We start from the raw sequence: 15,986 nt of genomic DNA, 5'->3' as shown, positions 1-15,986 counted from the left end.
TCTAAGGCGGCGCCACATGATACCGCGATGCGGTGCCCGGTCAGGCCGCGCGCGCGCCGTGCTCGACTGCCGGTTCGACGAGAACCTTGGCAAAGCCCTCGATCTTGGTGCTGCGCTCGTCCAGGCCGTTGAGCACCTGTTCGAGTTCGGCGATGCGGCTTTCCAGCGTGTCCGTGGCCTCGTGGATGCGTTCGATCGAATCCACCCGGCGGCGCAGTTGCTTCTGATGCTCGCGCACCTGCGCCTCGAGCGGCGTCATCACGGACTTCAGCCAGATCTCGATATCGCGGTTCAGGTCTCGGAAATTCTCCAGAACCCGGCTCGCCATCGTCGCGAACGCGTTCTGCACCAACTGCGGCCGCGAACGGGTCAGCATGTTCACCGTGCCGAAGTGGTTGTTCACCAGTTGCAGCGTTTCCTGCAGCTCCACCGCGTAGCGCGAGGTGACGAACTGCATCGGCGCMGGCAGCGTGAAACCGTGCTCGGCGTTGAAGCGGCGATACATGCTGTCCACCAGTTGATGCAGGCCGGCGATCTTCTGGTCGGCATCGTGGATCAGGCCGGTCAACTGGCCGAACAGCGCCTCCATGTCCTCGCGCAGGCCGCGCGAGAAGAATCGCTCCTTCATCTGCTCGCGGGCGTCACGCATGGTGCGGCGCACGTCGCGCAACTGCAGGCTCTTGATGATGTCCGCGCTGTGGCGGCCGAAGACCAGGCGCAGCGCCTGGAACTTCGAGATGCTCTGCTCGAATTCCTCTTTCTMGCCCTGCACGCGCAGCAGCATGTGCTTGACCATCGCGTGGTTCTTGCCGCGCAGGCCGCGCAGCTCGAACAACTGCTCGACGATGTCCCGGCGGCGGCTTTGCAGTAGTTGCTGGGCGCCGCGCGACATGTCCTGCACCAGGCGCTGGACCTGATCGGACACGATCTCGCGCCGCTGCGGAATCAGCTGGTCGGACAGCACGTGCTCGAACTGCGGCAGGTTGCTGCGTACCAGCATCGGCTGGTCATKGGTGACCTTGGCGACCAGGCCCTTCTGCGCCGACACCGGGTAGACGCGGCGCTCCTCGATGCCGAGGATCTGGGCCGTCGAGCGAACCTGCCGCGAAATCTCCGAGGCAATCTCCGGCGACGACTTGAGCGGGTCCCACAGCCCGTCGATCTTGTTCAGCACGGCCAGGCAGCCCCGGCGATGGCCGGCGCCCACGTGGCTGCGCCACAGTTCGAGGTCGCTCTTGGTCACGCCGGCGTCGGCGGCCAGCACGAAGACCACCACGTGCGCATCGGGGATCAGCCGCAGCGTCAGTTCCGGCTCGGTACCGATCGCGTTCAGGCCCGGCGTGTCGAGGATGACCAAGCCCTGGCGCAGCAGCGGGTGCGGGAAGTTGATCACCGCATGGCGCCAGCGCGAGATCTCGACCATGCCATCGGCATCGACCGACCACGCGGCGTCCGGGTCGTTCTCGTTATAGAGGCCGAGCGATTCGGCCACGGCCGGCGTCACGCGCGTGGTTTCCACCACGTGYTGGAACGCGGCCAGCATGCCCTCGGGCGACGACGGGTCCAGCGGCACCGTAGTCCAGTGCGAATTGGACGAGCCGGGCTCCATGAAATCGGCCGTGGAGGCGTCGTGCAGGCGCGTCTCGATCGGCAGCAGGCGAATGCTCGGCTGCTCGTTCTCGTCGTAGCGCAGCTCGGTCGGACACATCGTGGTCCGGCCCGCCGACGACGGCAGGATGCGCCGGCCGTAGTCGGCAAAGAAAATCGCGTTGATCAGTTCGCTCTTGCCGCGCGAGAACTCGGCGATGAACGCCACCTTGAGGCGGTCGCTCTTGAGAACGTTCTGAATGCGCTGGACGCGGTCATCCGCGGTAGCGTCATAGAGGTCGTACTGTTGCAGCCACGACTGGAATTCGGCGAGAGACTGAAGGACCCCGGTTCTCCAGGCGCCATATTGTTCGAATTGATGGGCGAGGCTCGTCATGGAGTTGTGCGCGTTCGCTGTTTCGGCTCGGATTTATTGGTTCGAACTCGTACGACCCGCCTCGCGCAAGGCTACCCGTTGACCCTCGGACCCCGCCACGAGACGCGCACCGGATCAATGCCACATTAGTGGGAGATTCGGCGCTTTTTGTAACTTTTTATGTCTGCGCACACGATACATGGTTTGTGTCGGATTTTGTGGAATTCACGTCCCTTGCGCGCGCCGCCGTCACAGAGTGTTGCGCGGAGCCATCGGCAATGCCGGACGACAATGTATGGACATTGGATCGTCACGCGCACCAAGCCACCGAGACCCCCGTCAATGCTGGCAATGCGGGCAATAGAAGGTGGAACGCTGGCCCTGCACGATCTGGCGGATCGGGGTGCCGCAAACGCGACACGGCTCGCCGGCCCGGTCATAAACGAAGCAATCCAGCTGGAAGTAGCCGCTGCTGCCATCGCTGCCGACGAAGTCGCGGAGCGTGCTGCCGCCCCGGGCGATGGCCTCGGCCAGCGTCTCGCGCACGGCCACGGCCAGCTTGTCGCAGCGCGCGAGGCTGAGCCGGCCCGCCGCCGTGGTCGGCCGGATGMCGGCCCGGAACAGGCTTTCCGAACAATAGATATTGCCCACGCCCACCACGATCTCGCCGGCCAGCAGCGCGGTCTTGATCGCCACGGACCGACCCCGCGTATGGCGATGGAGCCAGGCGCCGTCGAAGCGCGGATCGAACGGCTCGAGGCCGAGCTTGCGCAGCAGCGGATGCTCGCCGAGGTCCGCCTCTGGCAAGGGGCTCCAGATAATCGCCCCGAAACGGCGCGGGTCGCGGAAGCGCAGGGTCACCGGACGGGAATCGGGGGAATCCGGGGCTTCAGGGACATTGGGGGCATCAGGGGGGGCGTCGGGCGCGGCCAGGACGAGGTCGAGGTGATCGTGGGTGCCCGGGGATGGTGCATCGGGATAGACCCGCAGCGTGCCGGTCATGCCGAGGTGAATCAGCAGCCAGCCGGTGTCGGTGTCACCTTCCAGGCCCTCCGCGCCACATCCGGTGCCGGCCGCCGGCAGGCATTCGATCAGCAGGTACTTGCCGCGCCGCTCGACGCGCCCGATCACGCGCCCGGCCAGCCGCGCCTCCAGTTCCGGCTCCACCGGCCAGCGCAGGCCGCGGTGACGCACCGTCACGTCGACAATACGCCGCCCCACCACGTGCGGCAGCAGTCCGCGCCGCGTGACTTCCACTTCCGGCAATTCCGGCATCGCCCCAGGACCTCCTTCTCGACTTCCGTCGGCCTTCCCATCAGAACCTCTTGCCCGGTTTGGCGCTCCAACCTCGCAGGAACCCGCGGCGCGCGCGGCGCGCTGTGCGGGTTCCCAAACGCATTGGCCCCTCGCGGCAAGCAGGGCATTGTAGCGGCAGGCTACAATGCCTCTCATCCATTCCTACGCCCCCGCGCGCCCGGAGCATCGATTTCATGCCGGACTTCCGTTCGTCCCTTCAGGCCATGCGCCCGGACCTCATTCCGATGACAGCATTTCCCGCCGCGCCCGCCGGCCCCGCCAGCGGCTTGCGCCGCCATGCGCGTGCGCTGGCCGTCTCCGCCTGCCTAGCATTCGGCGCGTTCGCCACGGTGGCGCACGCCGCGCCACCCCGGGTGGCGCAGGGCGACGAAGAAGCCATCGACGTGCCGCCGCCGGCCTCCGTGACCAAGCCCCGGGCGCCGCGCACGCCGCTGCCGAATGTGTCGCTGACGCCGGACATCCTCTATCGGGTGCTGGCCGCCGAGATCTCGCTCCAGCGTGGCCTGGTCGGCACCGCCTACCGCACCTACCTGGACCTCGCGCGCCAGACGCGTGACCCGCGCCTGGCCCAGCGCGCCACGGAAATCGCGTTCAATGCGCGGATTTCGCAGCAGGCGCTGGACGCCGCCCGGCTCTGGACCGAACTGGCGCCTACATCGCCCGCCGCGCGGCAAGTGCTTTCCACCCTGCTGGTGCTGAACGGCCGCTGGGACGAGGCCGAGCCGCTGCTGGTGCAGCAGCTGGCCAGCTMGCCGCCGGGCCATCGCCCGGAAGCCATCCTGCAGATGCAGCAGCAGATCTCGCGCACCAGCGATCCGGCCGGCGCCGTGGCCGTGCTCCAGCGCGTGACCGCCAACGACACCAAGTTCGCCGAGACGCATCTGGCCATTGCCCGCGCCAAGGAAGCGGCCGGCGACAACGCCGGCGCGCTGGCCGAGCTGGACGAGGCGCTGCGCATCAAGCCTGACCTCGAGCCCGCCGCGCTGATGGCCGCCGAACTCCAGGCCGAGAGCGCGCCGGACAAGTCCATCGCCCTGCTCAAGCGCTTCCTGGCCAAGGCACCGGCCTCGGTCAACGGCCACATCACGCTGGCCCGCCTGTACCTGCAGAAGAACGACATGGAAGCCGCGCGCGCCGAGTTCGAGGCGCTGCGCAAGGTCGCCCCGAACGACCCGCGCGTGCCGCTGGCGCTGGGCCTGACCAGCCTCCAGGCGCGCAGCTACGACGACGCCGAGCGCTACCTGCAGGAATACCTGCGCATGGCCGAGAAATCCCCGGCCGCCAATCCGGACGTAGCCTTCCAGTACCTGGCGCAGATCGCCGAGGAAAAGAAGGATTACGCGCAGGCCATCCAGTGGCTCGACCGGATCGAAGACAGCCGCCTCGCACCGGCAGCCCAGGCCAAGCGCGCGCAGCTGCTGGCGCGCATGGGCAAGCTCGACGACGCCCAGGCCGTGTTCAGCGACATGCTGGCCGATGCCGAGGACATCGCCGACCCCGGCCAGCGCGGCCAGCGCATGGCGGCGATCCGCCAGGCAGAAGTGGCCACGCTGATCGACGCCAAGGCCTACGACCGCGCGCGCAAGTCACTGGAGGAACGCGTGCGCGTGGAGCCGGACAATGCCGACTGGGTCTACGAACTGGCGATGCTCGACGAGCGCGAGAAGCGCTACGACAGCATGGAACGCGGCCTGCGCAAGGTCATCGCCATGCAGCCGGAGCAGAAGCAGGGCTACAACGCGCTCGGCTACTCACTGGCCGACCGCAACGAGCGGCTGGCCGAAGCCCGCAAGCTGCTCGAACGCGMGTCCGAGCTTGGCCCGGACGATCCCTACATCATGGACAGCCTGGGCTGGGTGAAGTATCGCCAGGGCGAACTGCAACCGGCCGCCGAACTGCTGCGCAACGCCTACTCGAAGGCGCCCGAGGCTGAAATCGGCGCGCATCTGGGCGAGGTGCTCTGGCAACTGGGCCAGCATGACGAAGCACGCCGCACCTGGACCGAGGCCGCCAAGGCGGAGCCCGAGAACCAGACCCTGATCGACACGCTGCGCCGTTACAACCAGAACGTGCTGCTGTCCAAGTAAGCTGCCAACCGGCCCGGGCCGCCCGCCATCCGATGCAATACCGTGCGATGGAGGGCGCCGGGGCGCTGTTGTGCGATGGTCGCCCTGGCGGCCATCGCCACCTCGTCATACATCCCGATTTTTCCCACCGACGACTCATGACCATGCTCCGATCCCGTCGCCTGGCCCTGTTCTGCCTTGCCGCCCCGCTCTGGCTGGCCGGCTGCGCCAGCGTGGCGCCCTCGCGCGGCTTCGACGCCGGCGAGACCGCCCGCAGCGAGCACTACTCGGGCCGTTTCGCCGCCAACTACACCCGCTTTGGCCGCAACGAAGGCGTGCAGGGCAGCTTCCGCTGGGAGGAACAGGGGCGTAACGTGCGACTGGACCTCGTTTCGCCGCTGGGCCAGACGCTGGCCGTGGTGACGTCCACGCCCTCGGGCGCCACGCTCGACCTGCCCAATGAGCCGCCGCGCAACGCGCCCGAGGTGGACGCGCTGATGGAACAGGCGCTGGGCTTCTCGCTGCCCGTCTCGGGCATGCGCGACTGGCTGCACGGCCGCCCCGCGCCGGGCGCGCCGGCCAACGCCACGCGCGACGTGCGCGGCCGCCTCGACACCCTCACGCAGGCCGGCTGGACCGTGCGCTATGTGGATTGGCAGGAGCCGCCGGAAGGTGCCACCGTGGCCACCGCCCGGCCGCGTCGCATCGACATGGCGCGCGACGGCGGCCCGTCGCCGATGACCGTGCGGCTCGTGATCGACCCGGAGGCCCGCCAATGACCGCCGCCATGACCACCGATACCTCCCTGCCGCCCCCGGACCTGCGCGACTGCCCGGCGCCGGCCAAGCTCAACCTGTTCCTGCACGTGACCGGGCGCCGCCCGGACGGCTACCACACGCTCCAGACCGTATTCCAGCTAGTCGACTGGTCGGACACCCTGCACTTTCACCGCCGCGACGATGGGGTGATCGCCCGCACCACCGACATCCCCGGTGTGCCGGCGGACACCGACCTCGTGGTGCGCGCGGCGCGTGCCCTGCAGCAGGCCAGCGGCACCCGCTTCGGCGCGGACATCGCCATCGAGAAGCGGCTGCCGATGGGCGGCGGCATCGGCGGCGGATCGTCCGATGCGGCCACCACGCTACTGGCGCTGAATCACCTCTGGGGCGTGCGGCTGCCGCGCGACGAACTGATGCGGATCGGCCTCTCGCTGGGCGCCGATGTGCCGGTGTTCGTCTTCGGCCAGAACGCCTTCGCGGAAGGGGTGGGCGAGGAACTGACGCCCGTGGATTTGCCGTCCAGTTGGTTCGTCGTCATCCACCCGCGCCAGCACGTGCCCACCGCTGCAATATTTTCGGACGAACGCTTGACAAGGGATACGCCCATCTCCATAATTACCGACTTCGCTGCTTGCACAAACAAATTCGCTTTCGGTCGCAACGACCTGCAAGCGATAGCAACAGCGAAATTCGGCGAAGTTGCCCGAGCCCTTGAATGGCTGAGACAATACAGTCCCCATGCAAGGATGACCGGTTCCGGAGCCTGCGTGTTTGCCCGTTTCGACGATCAGCAAACTGCGCAGCAGGTTGTGGAACAGGTGCCATCGGAATGGGATGGCAGGTGTGTGAGTAGTTTGTCGCATCACCCGCTCGCAACATTCGCATAGCAAGTTTTCGTCTGGCGAGGTGCTTCAGTTTGGCGCCGCGACAGTCGATAAAGGTTGTGTAGGGGAGTCGCCAAGTTGGTCAAGGCACCGGATTTTGATTCCGGCATGCGAGGGTTCGAATCCTTCCTCCCCTGCCATTACTTCCTATAGTGTTCTGACGAACACTCGCAGAATCGGCTGCCGGCAATGGCCGGCGGTCACAAAATCTCCCCCAGCAGCAAGACAGGTGCCCCGAATGAGCAGCGAAGGCTTGATGGTATTTACCGGCAACGCCAACCCCAAACTCGCGGAGGCTGTCGTACAGCACCTCGGCATTCCCCTGGGCAAGGCACTGGTAGGCCGTTTCTCCGACGGCGAAGTCCAGGTCGAAATCCAGGAAAACGTTCGCGGCAAGCACGTCATCGTGCTGCAGTCCACCTGCGCGCCGACCAACGACAACCTGATGGAACTGATGGTGATGGTCGATGCCCTCAAGCGCGCCTCGGCCCGCAGCATCACCGCCGCCATGCCCTACTTCGGCTATGCCCGCCAGGATCGCCGCCCGCGTTCGGCGCGCGTGGCCATCTCGGCCAAGATCGTGGCCAACATGCTCGAAGTGGCCGGTGTAGAGCGCGTCCTGACGATGGACCTGCACGCCGACCAGATCCAGGGCTTCTTCGATATTCCCGTCGACAACATCTATGCGTCGCCCGTGCTGCTCGGCGACCTGCGCGAGAAGAACTACGGCGACCTGCTCGTCGTCTCGCCCGATGTTGGCGGCGTGGTCCGCGCCCGTGCGCTGGCCAAGCAACTKAACTGCGACCTCGCGATCATCGACAAGCGTCGTCCCAAGGCCAATGTGGCCGAGGTGATGAACATCATCGGTGAAGTGGCAGGCCGCAACTGCGTGATCATGGATGACATGATCGACACCGGCGGCACGCTGTGCAAGGCCGCCCAGGTGCTCAAGGAGCGCGGCGCGCTGAAGGTTTTCGCCTACTGTACCCATCCGGTGCTGTCGGGCGGTGCCGCAGCCCGCATCGCGGCGTCCGAGCTGGACGAAGTGGTGGTGTGCGACACCATCCCGCTGTCCGACGAAGCCCGCCAGTCCGGCAAGATCCGCCAGGTCTCCACCGCCCCGCTGCTGGCTGAGACCTTCACCCGGATCGTGAAGGGCGACTCGATCATGTCGCTGTTTGCCGACCACTGATGCGCGCTGGGTAGCCGCTGCATAGCGATACCTGCTAGAATTTTGGGCTTTACCGCATTGGCTGCCAGGTTTGGCGGCCAATGTGCTTCAAGCGGCACTACATTCTCGTCGTGCCGCTTCGGTCGAGGCTGTCTGGTCGCGGACAGCCTTCTTACTATTTGGAGTACACCATGAAAGTCATCGCTTTCGAGCGTAGCGTACAGGGAACGGGTGCGAGCCGCCGCCTGCGCAATTCCGGCAAGACCCCCGGCATCATCTATGGCGGCGCCGCCGAGCCCAAGATGATCGAACTGGATCACAACGCGCTGTGGCACGCCCTGAAGAAGGAAGCGTTCCACTCGTCGATCCTGGACCTGGAAGTGGGTGGCGCGTCCGAGAAGGCGCTGCTGCGCGCGTTCCAGATGCACCCGTTCAAGCCGCTGGTGCTGCACGTTGATTTCCAACGCGTGTCGGCCACCGACAAGATCCACGTCAAGGTGCCCCTGCACTTCATGAACCAGGAATCCGCTCCTGGCGTGAAGCTGGGCCACGGCATCGTGAACCACATCCTGAACGACCTGGAAGTGTCGTGCCTGCCGGCCGACCTGCCCGAGTTCATCGAAGTGGATCTGGGCCAGGCCGAACTGGGCCAGACCCTGCACCTGTCGGACGTGAAGCTGCCGAAGGGCGTGACCGCCATCACCCACGGTGACGACAACCCCGCCGTTGCCAGCATCTCGCTGCCGGCCGGTGGTGTGTCCGAAGCTGCTGAAGGTGGCGAAGCCGCTGGCGAAACGCCGGCTGCCTAAGCCTTCTCGCGCATCGAAGAAACCGCCGGTTCGCCGGCGGTTTTTTTTCGCGCGGGATTTTCGCCAGCGTTTTGACGTATGCTGTCTCGCGCCAGACTCTCCCGACCTTCCCGATTCATCGCATGATCAAGCTCATCGTCGGCCTCGGCAATCCCGGGGCGGAATACGAGGCCACGCGGCATAACGCCGGCTTCTGGCTCGTCGACCAACTCGCCCGCATGGGCAGCACAACGCTGCGCGTGGAGGGCCGCTTCCACGGCCTGGCCGGCCGCGCCCGGCTCTGGGACCAGGACATCTGGCTGCTCAAGCCGTCCACGTTCATGAACCGCTCCGGGCTCGCCGTGGTGTCGCTGGCGCGCTTCTACAAGATCCTGCCGGACGAGATCCTGGTCGCGCACGACGAGATGGACCTGCCTGCGGGCGCGGTCAAGCTCAAGCGCGGCGGCGGCGCAGGCGGGCACAACGGGCTCAAGGACATTGCCGCGCACCTGACCACCCAGGAGTACTGGCGCCTGCGGCTCGGCGTGGGCCATCCGCGCAATGCGCCGGGCGGCGCCGGGGCGGGCCGCGAGGATGTGGTCAACTATGTGCTCAAGCCGCCACGCAAGGAAGAGCAGGAAGCCATCGACACGGCGATCGACCGCAGCATCGGCCCGCTGGGGCTGCTGGCGCGTGGCGAGAACGAGCGCGCGATGATGGAGCTGCACACGGGCAAGTGAAGGGTATCTTCCGGCCCAGTGTCAGCAGGCAATAAAAAACCCCGCGATGCGGGGTTTTTTATATGCCGGACAACCCGGAACGGGTACGGCCCGAGTGCTGAATAATGCTCAAGCCGCATGCCGCGCGGCGGTCAGCAGCCGGTAGCGCTGCATCAGCACCTCCTGGGACTCCACGCGGTTCGGGTCCTTCGGAATGCAAGCCACCGGGCATACCTGCTGGCATTGCGGTTCGTCGAAGTGGCCGACGCACTCGGTGCACTTGTTGGGGTCGATCTCGTAGATCTCGGGCCCCATCGAAATTGCTTCGTTCGGGCACTCGGGCTCACAAACGTCGCAGTTGATGCAGTCGTCAGTGATCAATAGCGCCATGATATTTCCTTCCTGCGACCCGCCCGCGCCCGACTGGCCGCGTCGGCGGGTTCGAAGGCTCCATTCTATTCCGCTTTGCCAATCTTCTCTTGCAGCCAGCGCTCCACCGAGGGGAATACGAACTTGCTGACATCGCCGCCCAGCACGGCAATCTCGCGCACGAAGGTGCCCGAGATGAACTGGTACTGGTCCGAGGGGGTCAGGAACATCGTTTCCACGTCCGGCAGCAGGTAGCGGTTCATGCCGGCCATCTGGAACTCGTACTCGAAATCCGACACCGCGCGCAGGCCGCGCACGATCACGCGCGCATTGTTCTTGCGCACGAAGTCCTTGAGCAGGCCCGAGAAGCCTTCCACGCGCACGTTGGGATAGTGCCCGAGCACTTCCTTCGCGATACCGATGCGCTCCTCCAGCGAGAAGAACGGGCGCTTGTTGGGGCTGTGCGCCACGCCGACCACCAGCTCGTCGAAGATATTCGACGCGCGACGGACGAGATCCTCGTGTCCCCGGGTCATGGGATCGAATGTACCGGGATAGACCGCGACGACCATATTTCCTCCTTTGGGGTGCCCGCTGCCGGCCTTGTGGCCGATCGATGGATTCTGGCTGCGTGACGAGCGTTGAACAAACAACAGCGGCGTAGTGTAACGCCAAATGCGGCATTTGGAAGTCCATCCACAGGCTTTCTGCGGCGTTGCAGCACGCCCGCAAACGCTTGCCCGGCGCGGCAACTCGTCGTACGACTATCCTGCTTCGCCCTGCCCCGGCACCTTGTGCTGGAGCAGGTGGAAGTGCACCGCGCCCGCGCGGGCCTGCCGCACGATCTCGAGCGAGGCCGGCACCGGCGCATCGGGCCCGATCAGCGCGTGGTCGGTCTCCACATAGACCGCCCCACCCGGCCGCGACAGCCGTGCTGCATGCTCGAGCGCCGGCCCGAGCCAGTCCTCGGCGAACGGCGGGTCCAGGAAGATCACGTCGAAGCTGGCGCCCGGCATCTGCGCGGCCACGGCGAAGGCGTCGCCCTGGATCACCTTGACCTGCTCGGCGTCGAACCGGTACTGATTGTCGCGCAACTGGCGCGCCACACGCGGGTTGGCCTCCACCAGCGTGACGGCCGCCGCGCCACGGGACGCCGCCTCGAAGCCAAGTGCGCCGGAGCCGGCAAACAGGTCGAGGCAGGTCATCCCGGACATGTCCTGGCCGAGCCAGTTGAACAGGGTTTCCCGAACGCGGTCAGGCGTGGGCCGCAGCCCTTCGGCCTCGAGGACCGGCAGCAGCGAGCGCTTCCAGCGCCCGCCAATGATGCGGACCTGCGCCGGCGCCTGGCGAGGGGAGGGAGAAGCAGATCGCCCGCGCGGTGCGGGCGATGGTTTGGTGCGCGAATTCATGCCGTGATTGTAGAGCCTGCCGCGCCCCGCCACACCCTCTGGCGGCTGCGCGGCTTCACAATCAGAATCGTCTCAACGATCGATGCTGCGCCAACCCGGCGCCAAGTTAGCGCCAACTCAGGGTTGCACCGGGCCGCCCACGATGACCGTGGCCATGGCATCCGGATGCACGTGCTTCTGGAAAGCCGCCCGCACCTGCTCGCGCGTGACCTTGCCGATCTGCGCCGTCCAGGTGTCGAGATAGTCGAGCGGCAGGCCGTACCAGCCGATGTTCGCCACGTTGGTCAGCAGCTTGCGGTTGCTGTCGATGCGCAGCGGGAAGCCATTGACGAGGTTGTCCTTGGCGGCGCGCAGTTCGGCGTCGGTCGGGCCGGTCTGCACGTACTGCTTCAGGATCTCGCGCACCAGCCGCAGCGCCTCGTCGGTGTTCTCCTTCTTGGTCTGGAGCGTGATGCCGAACGGCCCGGGCTGCTTCGCCGGCGCGAAATAGCTGTCCACGCCGTAGGTCAGCCCGCGCTTCTCGCGCACCTGGTCAGTCAACCGCGAACTGAACCCGCCGCCGCCGAGCACGTAGTTGCCCACCAGCAGGGCGAAGTAGTCGGGGTCGCCGCGCGCGATGGCCGGCTGGCCCATCGCCACGCTGGCCTGCTGCGCCGGATGGGGGATGCGCTTCTCGCTGCCCGGAATCGTCATCTGCACGTCCGGCACCTTGGGCGCGGCCACGCCGTCGGGGAGGCCGCGCGTCAGGTCTTCGGCGATCTGCTCGGCCTGCTTGCGGTCGATGGCGCCGATCAGCGTGACCACGGCGCGCTTGGCGGTGTAGTTGTCGCGCCAGAACTTCAGCAGGTCATCACGCGAGATGGCGGCCACCGATTCCGGCGTGGCCGACACTCCGTACGGATGGTTCGGATACACGGCCTTCGACAGCGTCTTGTCGGCGATCACGCCGGGACGCGAGTCGCCCTCGCGGATCGCGGTAATCAGGCGCTGCTTCTCGCGCTCGACCACGGCCGCCGGATAGGTCGGCGCCTTGATCAGCTGCCCGGCCAGCCGTAGTGACTGCTCACGTTCGGGCGAGGCGGTCAGCGTGCGCAGGCCGATGCCGCCACGGTCGCCGCCAGCCGCGCCGCCAAAATCGGCACCCGTGTCGGCGAAGGCATCGGCCACCTGGGCTTCATTGCGCGCGGGCTGGCCGTCCTGGGCGGCCGCGCCCTTGTCGAGCAGCGCGGCGGTCAGCGTGGCCAATCCGGCCTTGCCGGGCGGGTCGTAGCGGCCGCCGGCGTCGAAATCGATATTGACATCGAGCATCGGAATCGACGGACTCGGCACGAAGAACACCTTCGCGCCGGTGGAGGCCGTCCAGTTCTCGATGGGCAGCGCGGCCTGGGCCACGGAGCCGGCCAGGAGGGCAATCGCCCCGCAGGCCACCCCGGCCAGCCGGCGCACCATCCGTGGCGAGGCAATCGTCATGACGGACAAGGACATCGTGGCTCCTCAGTGACGCAGCCCTTCCGGGGCGGCAGTCTTGGGCTTGTTGGGGTCGATCGGCTGCGGCACCAGCGTGGCCACGGTCAGGTTGTCATCGTTGAAATACTTTGCCGCCACGGCTTGCACCTGGGCTGGCGTGACTTCCTTGATCTTGTCGAGCATGCGGTCGATCTGGCGCCACGAGATGCCGGAGATCTCAGCCGTGCCGATCTCCATGCCCTGGCCGAATACCGAGTCGCGCTTGTAGATCTGGCCCGCCACCACCTGCGCCTTGACGCGCTTCAGCTCTTCCTCGGACACGCCGTTCTTCGCGATGCGCTGGATTTCCTCGCGCAGGGCTTTTTCGATCTCGTCCGTGGTGTGGCCGTTGGCCGGGGTGCCGTCGAGCACGAACAGCGATTCGCCGCGATTGATGCTGTCGTAGCCCACGTTCACGTCGTCGGCCAGGCGCTGCTCGCGCACCAGTTCGCGGGTCAGGCGGGCGTTGTCGTAGCCGTTCAGCACGGCGGACAGCACCTCCAGCGCGTACGGATCGACATCCTTCTCCACGTCATGCAGGCGCGGCACCTTGTAGGCCATGACCATGTACGGGTTCTCGGCCGGCGCCTTGACCCAGATGCGCTTGATGCCCTTCTGGGTAGCCTCGAGCTGGGTCTTGCGCAGCGGCAGCGCGCGCGGCTTGAGCTTGCCGTAGTAGCGTTCGGCCAGCGCGCGCACCTCGTCCGGCTTGACGTCGCCGGTCACCACCAGCAGCGCGTTGTTCGGCACGTACCAGGCCTTGTACCAGGCCTGCACGTCCTCCACGCGCATGTTGACGAGGTCATCCATCCAGCCGATCACCGGATGCCGGTAGGCGGCGGCGGTGTAGACCGTGGCCAGTAGCTGCTCGTAGACGGTGCCGCGCGGGGAGTCGTCGGTGCGCAGGCGGCGCTCCTCCATCACGACTTTCATCTCGCGGTCGAATTCGTCCTTCTTGATGATGAGGTTGGCCATGCGGTCGGCCTCCAGCTCCATCATCCTCGGCAGGTACTGCTTGGCGATCTGCTGGTAGTAGAGCGTGAAATCGCGGTTGGTCATGGCGTTCTCGCGACCGCCGAGCATGGCGATCTGGCGCGAGAACTCGCCCACCGGCACCTTCGGCGTGCCCTTGAACATCATGTGTTCGAGCATGTGGGCCACGCCCGTGGTGCCGCTCACCTCGTCKATGCCGCCCGTGCGGTACCAGATCTGGTGCGCCACGGTGGGCGCGCGATGGTCTTCCTTGACGATCACGCGCATGCCGTTGGAGAGCTGGAATTCGGTGGTGCCCGCCTGGGGCTGGCCCACCGCGGAAGCGGTCCGCGCTCCGGAAGGCGGGCCCTGCGGCGTGGGCGCGGTGGTCTGGGCCATCGCCGCGCCACTAAATCCGGCGAATCCGCCAAATCCGGGCAATCCTGACAGGCCGGAGAAGGCGAAAGCAGCAACCAGTGTGGGAAGGACGCGCCGCGAGAGGCGGGCGGTGGGCATTGATCGGATTCGGGCGGCGCCCGCTCCGGACAAGACAGCGCAATGGTTCATGCGACCCCGTCTGCTAGAATTTTGGCGATTGATTCTACCGGGGTATTGACCCCTTTCCCTAATGTTTAGTTTCTGGAAGAAGCGCAAGGCCGAGCCGGCCCCTGCGCCCGCCGAGCCGCCGGCTGCCGAGCCGGCGCCGGCCATCACGCCGGCACCGGTGGCCTCGCCCACCGCTGCCCCCCAACCCCAGCCGTCGCCCAGCCCGGCGCCGGCGCCCTCGCCTGTCCCCGCTCCAGCTCCAACGCCTGCCCCGGTTCCGGTTCCGGTCCCCGTGCCGGTGCCTGTTCCTGTTCCGGTGCCTGTCCCCGTCCCGGTTCCGGCCCCCGCACCTGCCCCGGTTCCCGCTCCGGTGCCGGTCCCGGTTCCCGCCCAAGTGCCGCCTCCGCCGCCGGCGCCGGTCGCCTATGAGCCGCCGGTTGTCGAGGAACTCGAACTAACGCCGCCGCCAACCCAGACCGCCGAGGCCAAGCGTGGCTGGATGACGCGCCTGCGTGCCGGGCTGTCGAAGACGAGCCGAAACCTCGGCACGCTGTTCGTCGGCGTGAAGGTGGACGAGGCCCTGTTCGAGGAACTYGAAACCGCGCTGCTGATGGCCGACGCCGGCGTCGAAGCCACCGAGTTCCTGCTCGGCGAACTGCGCCGCCGCGTGAAGAACGAGCGCCTAGAGACCGCCGAAGCCGTGAAGATCGCCCTGCGCGAGCTGCTGACCGACCTGCTGCGCCCGCTCGAGAAGACCATGGAACTGGGCCGCGAGCAGCCGCTGGTGATGATGATCGCGGGCGTGAACGGCGCCGGCAAGACCACCAGCATCGGCAAGCTCTGCAAGCACTTCCAGGCCTACCACCAGTCGGTGCTGCTGGCGGCCGGCGACACCTTCCGCGCCGCCGCGCGCGAGCAACTGACGATCTGGGGCGAGCGCAACAACGTCACCGTGGTCGCCCAGGAAGGCGGCGACCCGGCGGCAGTGATCTTCGATGCCGTGAACGCGGCGCGCGCGCGCAAGATCGACATCGTGATGGCGGACACCGCGGGGCGCCTGCCCACGCAGCTGCATCTGATGGAAGAACTGAAGAAGGTGAAGCGCGTGATCGGCAAGTCGATGCCGACGGCCCCGCACGAGGTGCTGCTGGTGATCGACGCCAACACCGGGCAGAACGCCCTGTCCCAAACCCGCGCCTTCGACGACGCGCTGGGCCTGACCGGCCTGATCGTGACCAAGCTGGATGGCACGGCCAAGGGCGGCATCCTCGCCGCCATCGCCCGGCAGCGCCCGGTGCCGGTGTACTTCATCGGCGTGGGCGAGAAGGTGGAAGATCTTCAGCCATTCAAGGCGGACGAATTCGCTGAAGCACTACTCGGTTGAGCACGGCTGGCTTTGGCCAGCTTCCCCTGCAAAACCAGCATGGCGAGCCCCCGGGCTCGCCATTTTCGTTTTATCGCTAGCGCCTCGCTGCGACTTGCCCCTCCGGCAGGCCC

Annotated in this window: 14 protein-coding genes and 1 tRNA gene; 8 read left to right on the top strand and 7 right to left on the bottom strand. The window is 66.8% G+C overall.

Features of this window, described 5'->3' with window-relative positions:
• Positions 1-40: 40 nt before the first annotated feature.
• Together AC1EJR_RS12800 and mutM are read right to left on the bottom strand one after the other, a co-directional pair.
• On the bottom strand, positions 41-1,984 hold the full coding sequence (locus tag AC1EJR_RS12800; protein WP_477147155.1) for a dynamin family protein: 1,944 nt from the start codon (positions 1,982-1,984) through the stop codon (positions 41-43).
• A gap of 318 nt (positions 1,985-2,302) precedes the next feature.
• Positions 2,303-3,238, bottom strand: coding sequence for a bifunctional DNA-formamidopyrimidine glycosylase/DNA-(apurinic or apyrimidinic site) lyase (gene mutM, locus AC1EJR_RS12795; RefSeq protein ID WP_477147154.1), 936 nt, complete (start codon positions 3,236-3,238; stop codon positions 2,303-2,305).
• A gap of 215 nt (positions 3,239-3,453) precedes the next feature.
• On the opposite strand from mutM, the gene AC1EJR_RS12790 reads away from it, so the two are divergent.
• The 7 genes from AC1EJR_RS12790 (at position 3,454) to pth (ending at position 9,708) form a co-directional block, all read left to right on the top strand.
• Entirely contained in the window at positions 3,454-5,367 is a 1,914-nt protein-coding gene (locus tag AC1EJR_RS12790) for a tetratricopeptide repeat protein (RefSeq protein WP_477147153.1), read from the top strand.
• A 137-nt stretch (positions 5,368-5,504) separates the two neighbouring features.
• Positions 5,505-6,125 (top strand): outer membrane lipoprotein LolB, encoded by a 621-nt coding sequence (locus AC1EJR_RS12785; protein WP_454756769.1) that lies wholly within the window; start codon positions 5,505-5,507, stop codon positions 6,123-6,125.
• Positions 6,126-6,133: 8 nt separating this feature from the next.
• Positions 6,134-7,012 (top strand): 4-(cytidine 5'-diphospho)-2-C-methyl-D-erythritol kinase, encoded by an 879-nt coding sequence (gene ispE / locus AC1EJR_RS12780; protein ID WP_092292127.1) that lies wholly within the window; start codon positions 6,134-6,136, stop codon positions 7,010-7,012.
• 60 nt (positions 7,013-7,072) lie between these two features.
• A tRNA-Gln gene (locus AC1EJR_RS12775) sits at positions 7,073-7,149 on the top strand.
• Between the two features lie 98 nt (positions 7,150-7,247).
• Positions 7,248-8,201: a ribose-phosphate pyrophosphokinase gene (locus AC1EJR_RS12770; protein WP_092291674.1), complete on the top strand. Its 954-nt coding sequence runs from the start codon at positions 7,248-7,250 to the stop codon at positions 8,199-8,201.
• 170 nt (positions 8,202-8,371) lie between these two features.
• On the top strand, positions 8,372-8,989 hold the full coding sequence (locus AC1EJR_RS12765) for a 50S ribosomal protein L25/general stress protein Ctc (protein WP_092291672.1): 618 nt from the start codon (positions 8,372-8,374) through the stop codon (positions 8,987-8,989).
• 122 nt (positions 8,990-9,111) lie between these two features.
• Positions 9,112-9,708: an aminoacyl-tRNA hydrolase gene (gene pth, locus AC1EJR_RS12760; protein WP_092291671.1), complete on the top strand. Its 597-nt coding sequence runs from the start codon at positions 9,112-9,114 to the stop codon at positions 9,706-9,708.
• A 108-nt stretch (positions 9,709-9,816) separates the two neighbouring features.
• Here the strand turns inward: pth and AC1EJR_RS12755 are convergent, their stop codons facing one another.
• The 5 genes from AC1EJR_RS12755 to AC1EJR_RS12735 all read right to left on the bottom strand — a co-directional run bounded on the left by AC1EJR_RS12755 (position 9,817) and on the right by AC1EJR_RS12735 (position 14,510).
• On the bottom strand, positions 9,817-10,077 hold the full coding sequence (locus AC1EJR_RS12755) for a YfhL family 4Fe-4S dicluster ferredoxin (RefSeq protein WP_092291669.1): 261 nt from the start codon (positions 10,075-10,077) through the stop codon (positions 9,817-9,819).
• 65 nt (positions 10,078-10,142) lie between these two features.
• The gene (coaD, locus tag AC1EJR_RS12750) at positions 10,143-10,628 is read right to left on the bottom strand and encodes a pantetheine-phosphate adenylyltransferase (RefSeq protein ID WP_092291667.1); all 486 of its coding nucleotides are present in this window, start codon (positions 10,626-10,628) and stop codon (positions 10,143-10,145) included.
• A 192-nt stretch (positions 10,629-10,820) separates the two neighbouring features.
• The gene (gene rsmD, locus AC1EJR_RS12745; RefSeq protein ID WP_177219859.1) at positions 10,821-11,465 is read right to left on the bottom strand and encodes a 16S rRNA (guanine(966)-N(2))-methyltransferase RsmD; all 645 of its coding nucleotides are present in this window, start codon (positions 11,463-11,465) and stop codon (positions 10,821-10,823) included.
• A gap of 117 nt (positions 11,466-11,582) precedes the next feature.
• Positions 11,583-12,950, bottom strand: a complete 1,368-nt coding sequence (locus tag AC1EJR_RS12740) for a M16 family metallopeptidase (protein WP_092291665.1) — start codon at positions 12,948-12,950, stop codon at positions 11,583-11,585.
• 9 nt (positions 12,951-12,959) lie between these two features.
• Positions 12,960-14,510: a M16 family metallopeptidase gene (locus tag AC1EJR_RS12735; RefSeq protein WP_092291663.1), complete on the bottom strand. Its 1,551-nt coding sequence runs from the start codon at positions 14,508-14,510 to the stop codon at positions 12,960-12,962.
• 61 nt (positions 14,511-14,571) lie between these two features.
• Here AC1EJR_RS12735 and ftsY point away from each other — a divergent pair, with 61 nt between their 5' ends.
• Positions 14,572-15,873, top strand: coding sequence for a signal recognition particle-docking protein FtsY (gene ftsY / locus AC1EJR_RS12730; protein WP_477147152.1), 1,302 nt, complete (start codon positions 14,572-14,574; stop codon positions 15,871-15,873).
• Positions 15,874-15,986 lie beyond the last annotated feature (113 nt).

The organism is Cupriavidus sp. 05T42 (assembly GCF_056396345.1).
This window is presented reverse-complemented; position numbering and strand designations above follow the sequence as displayed.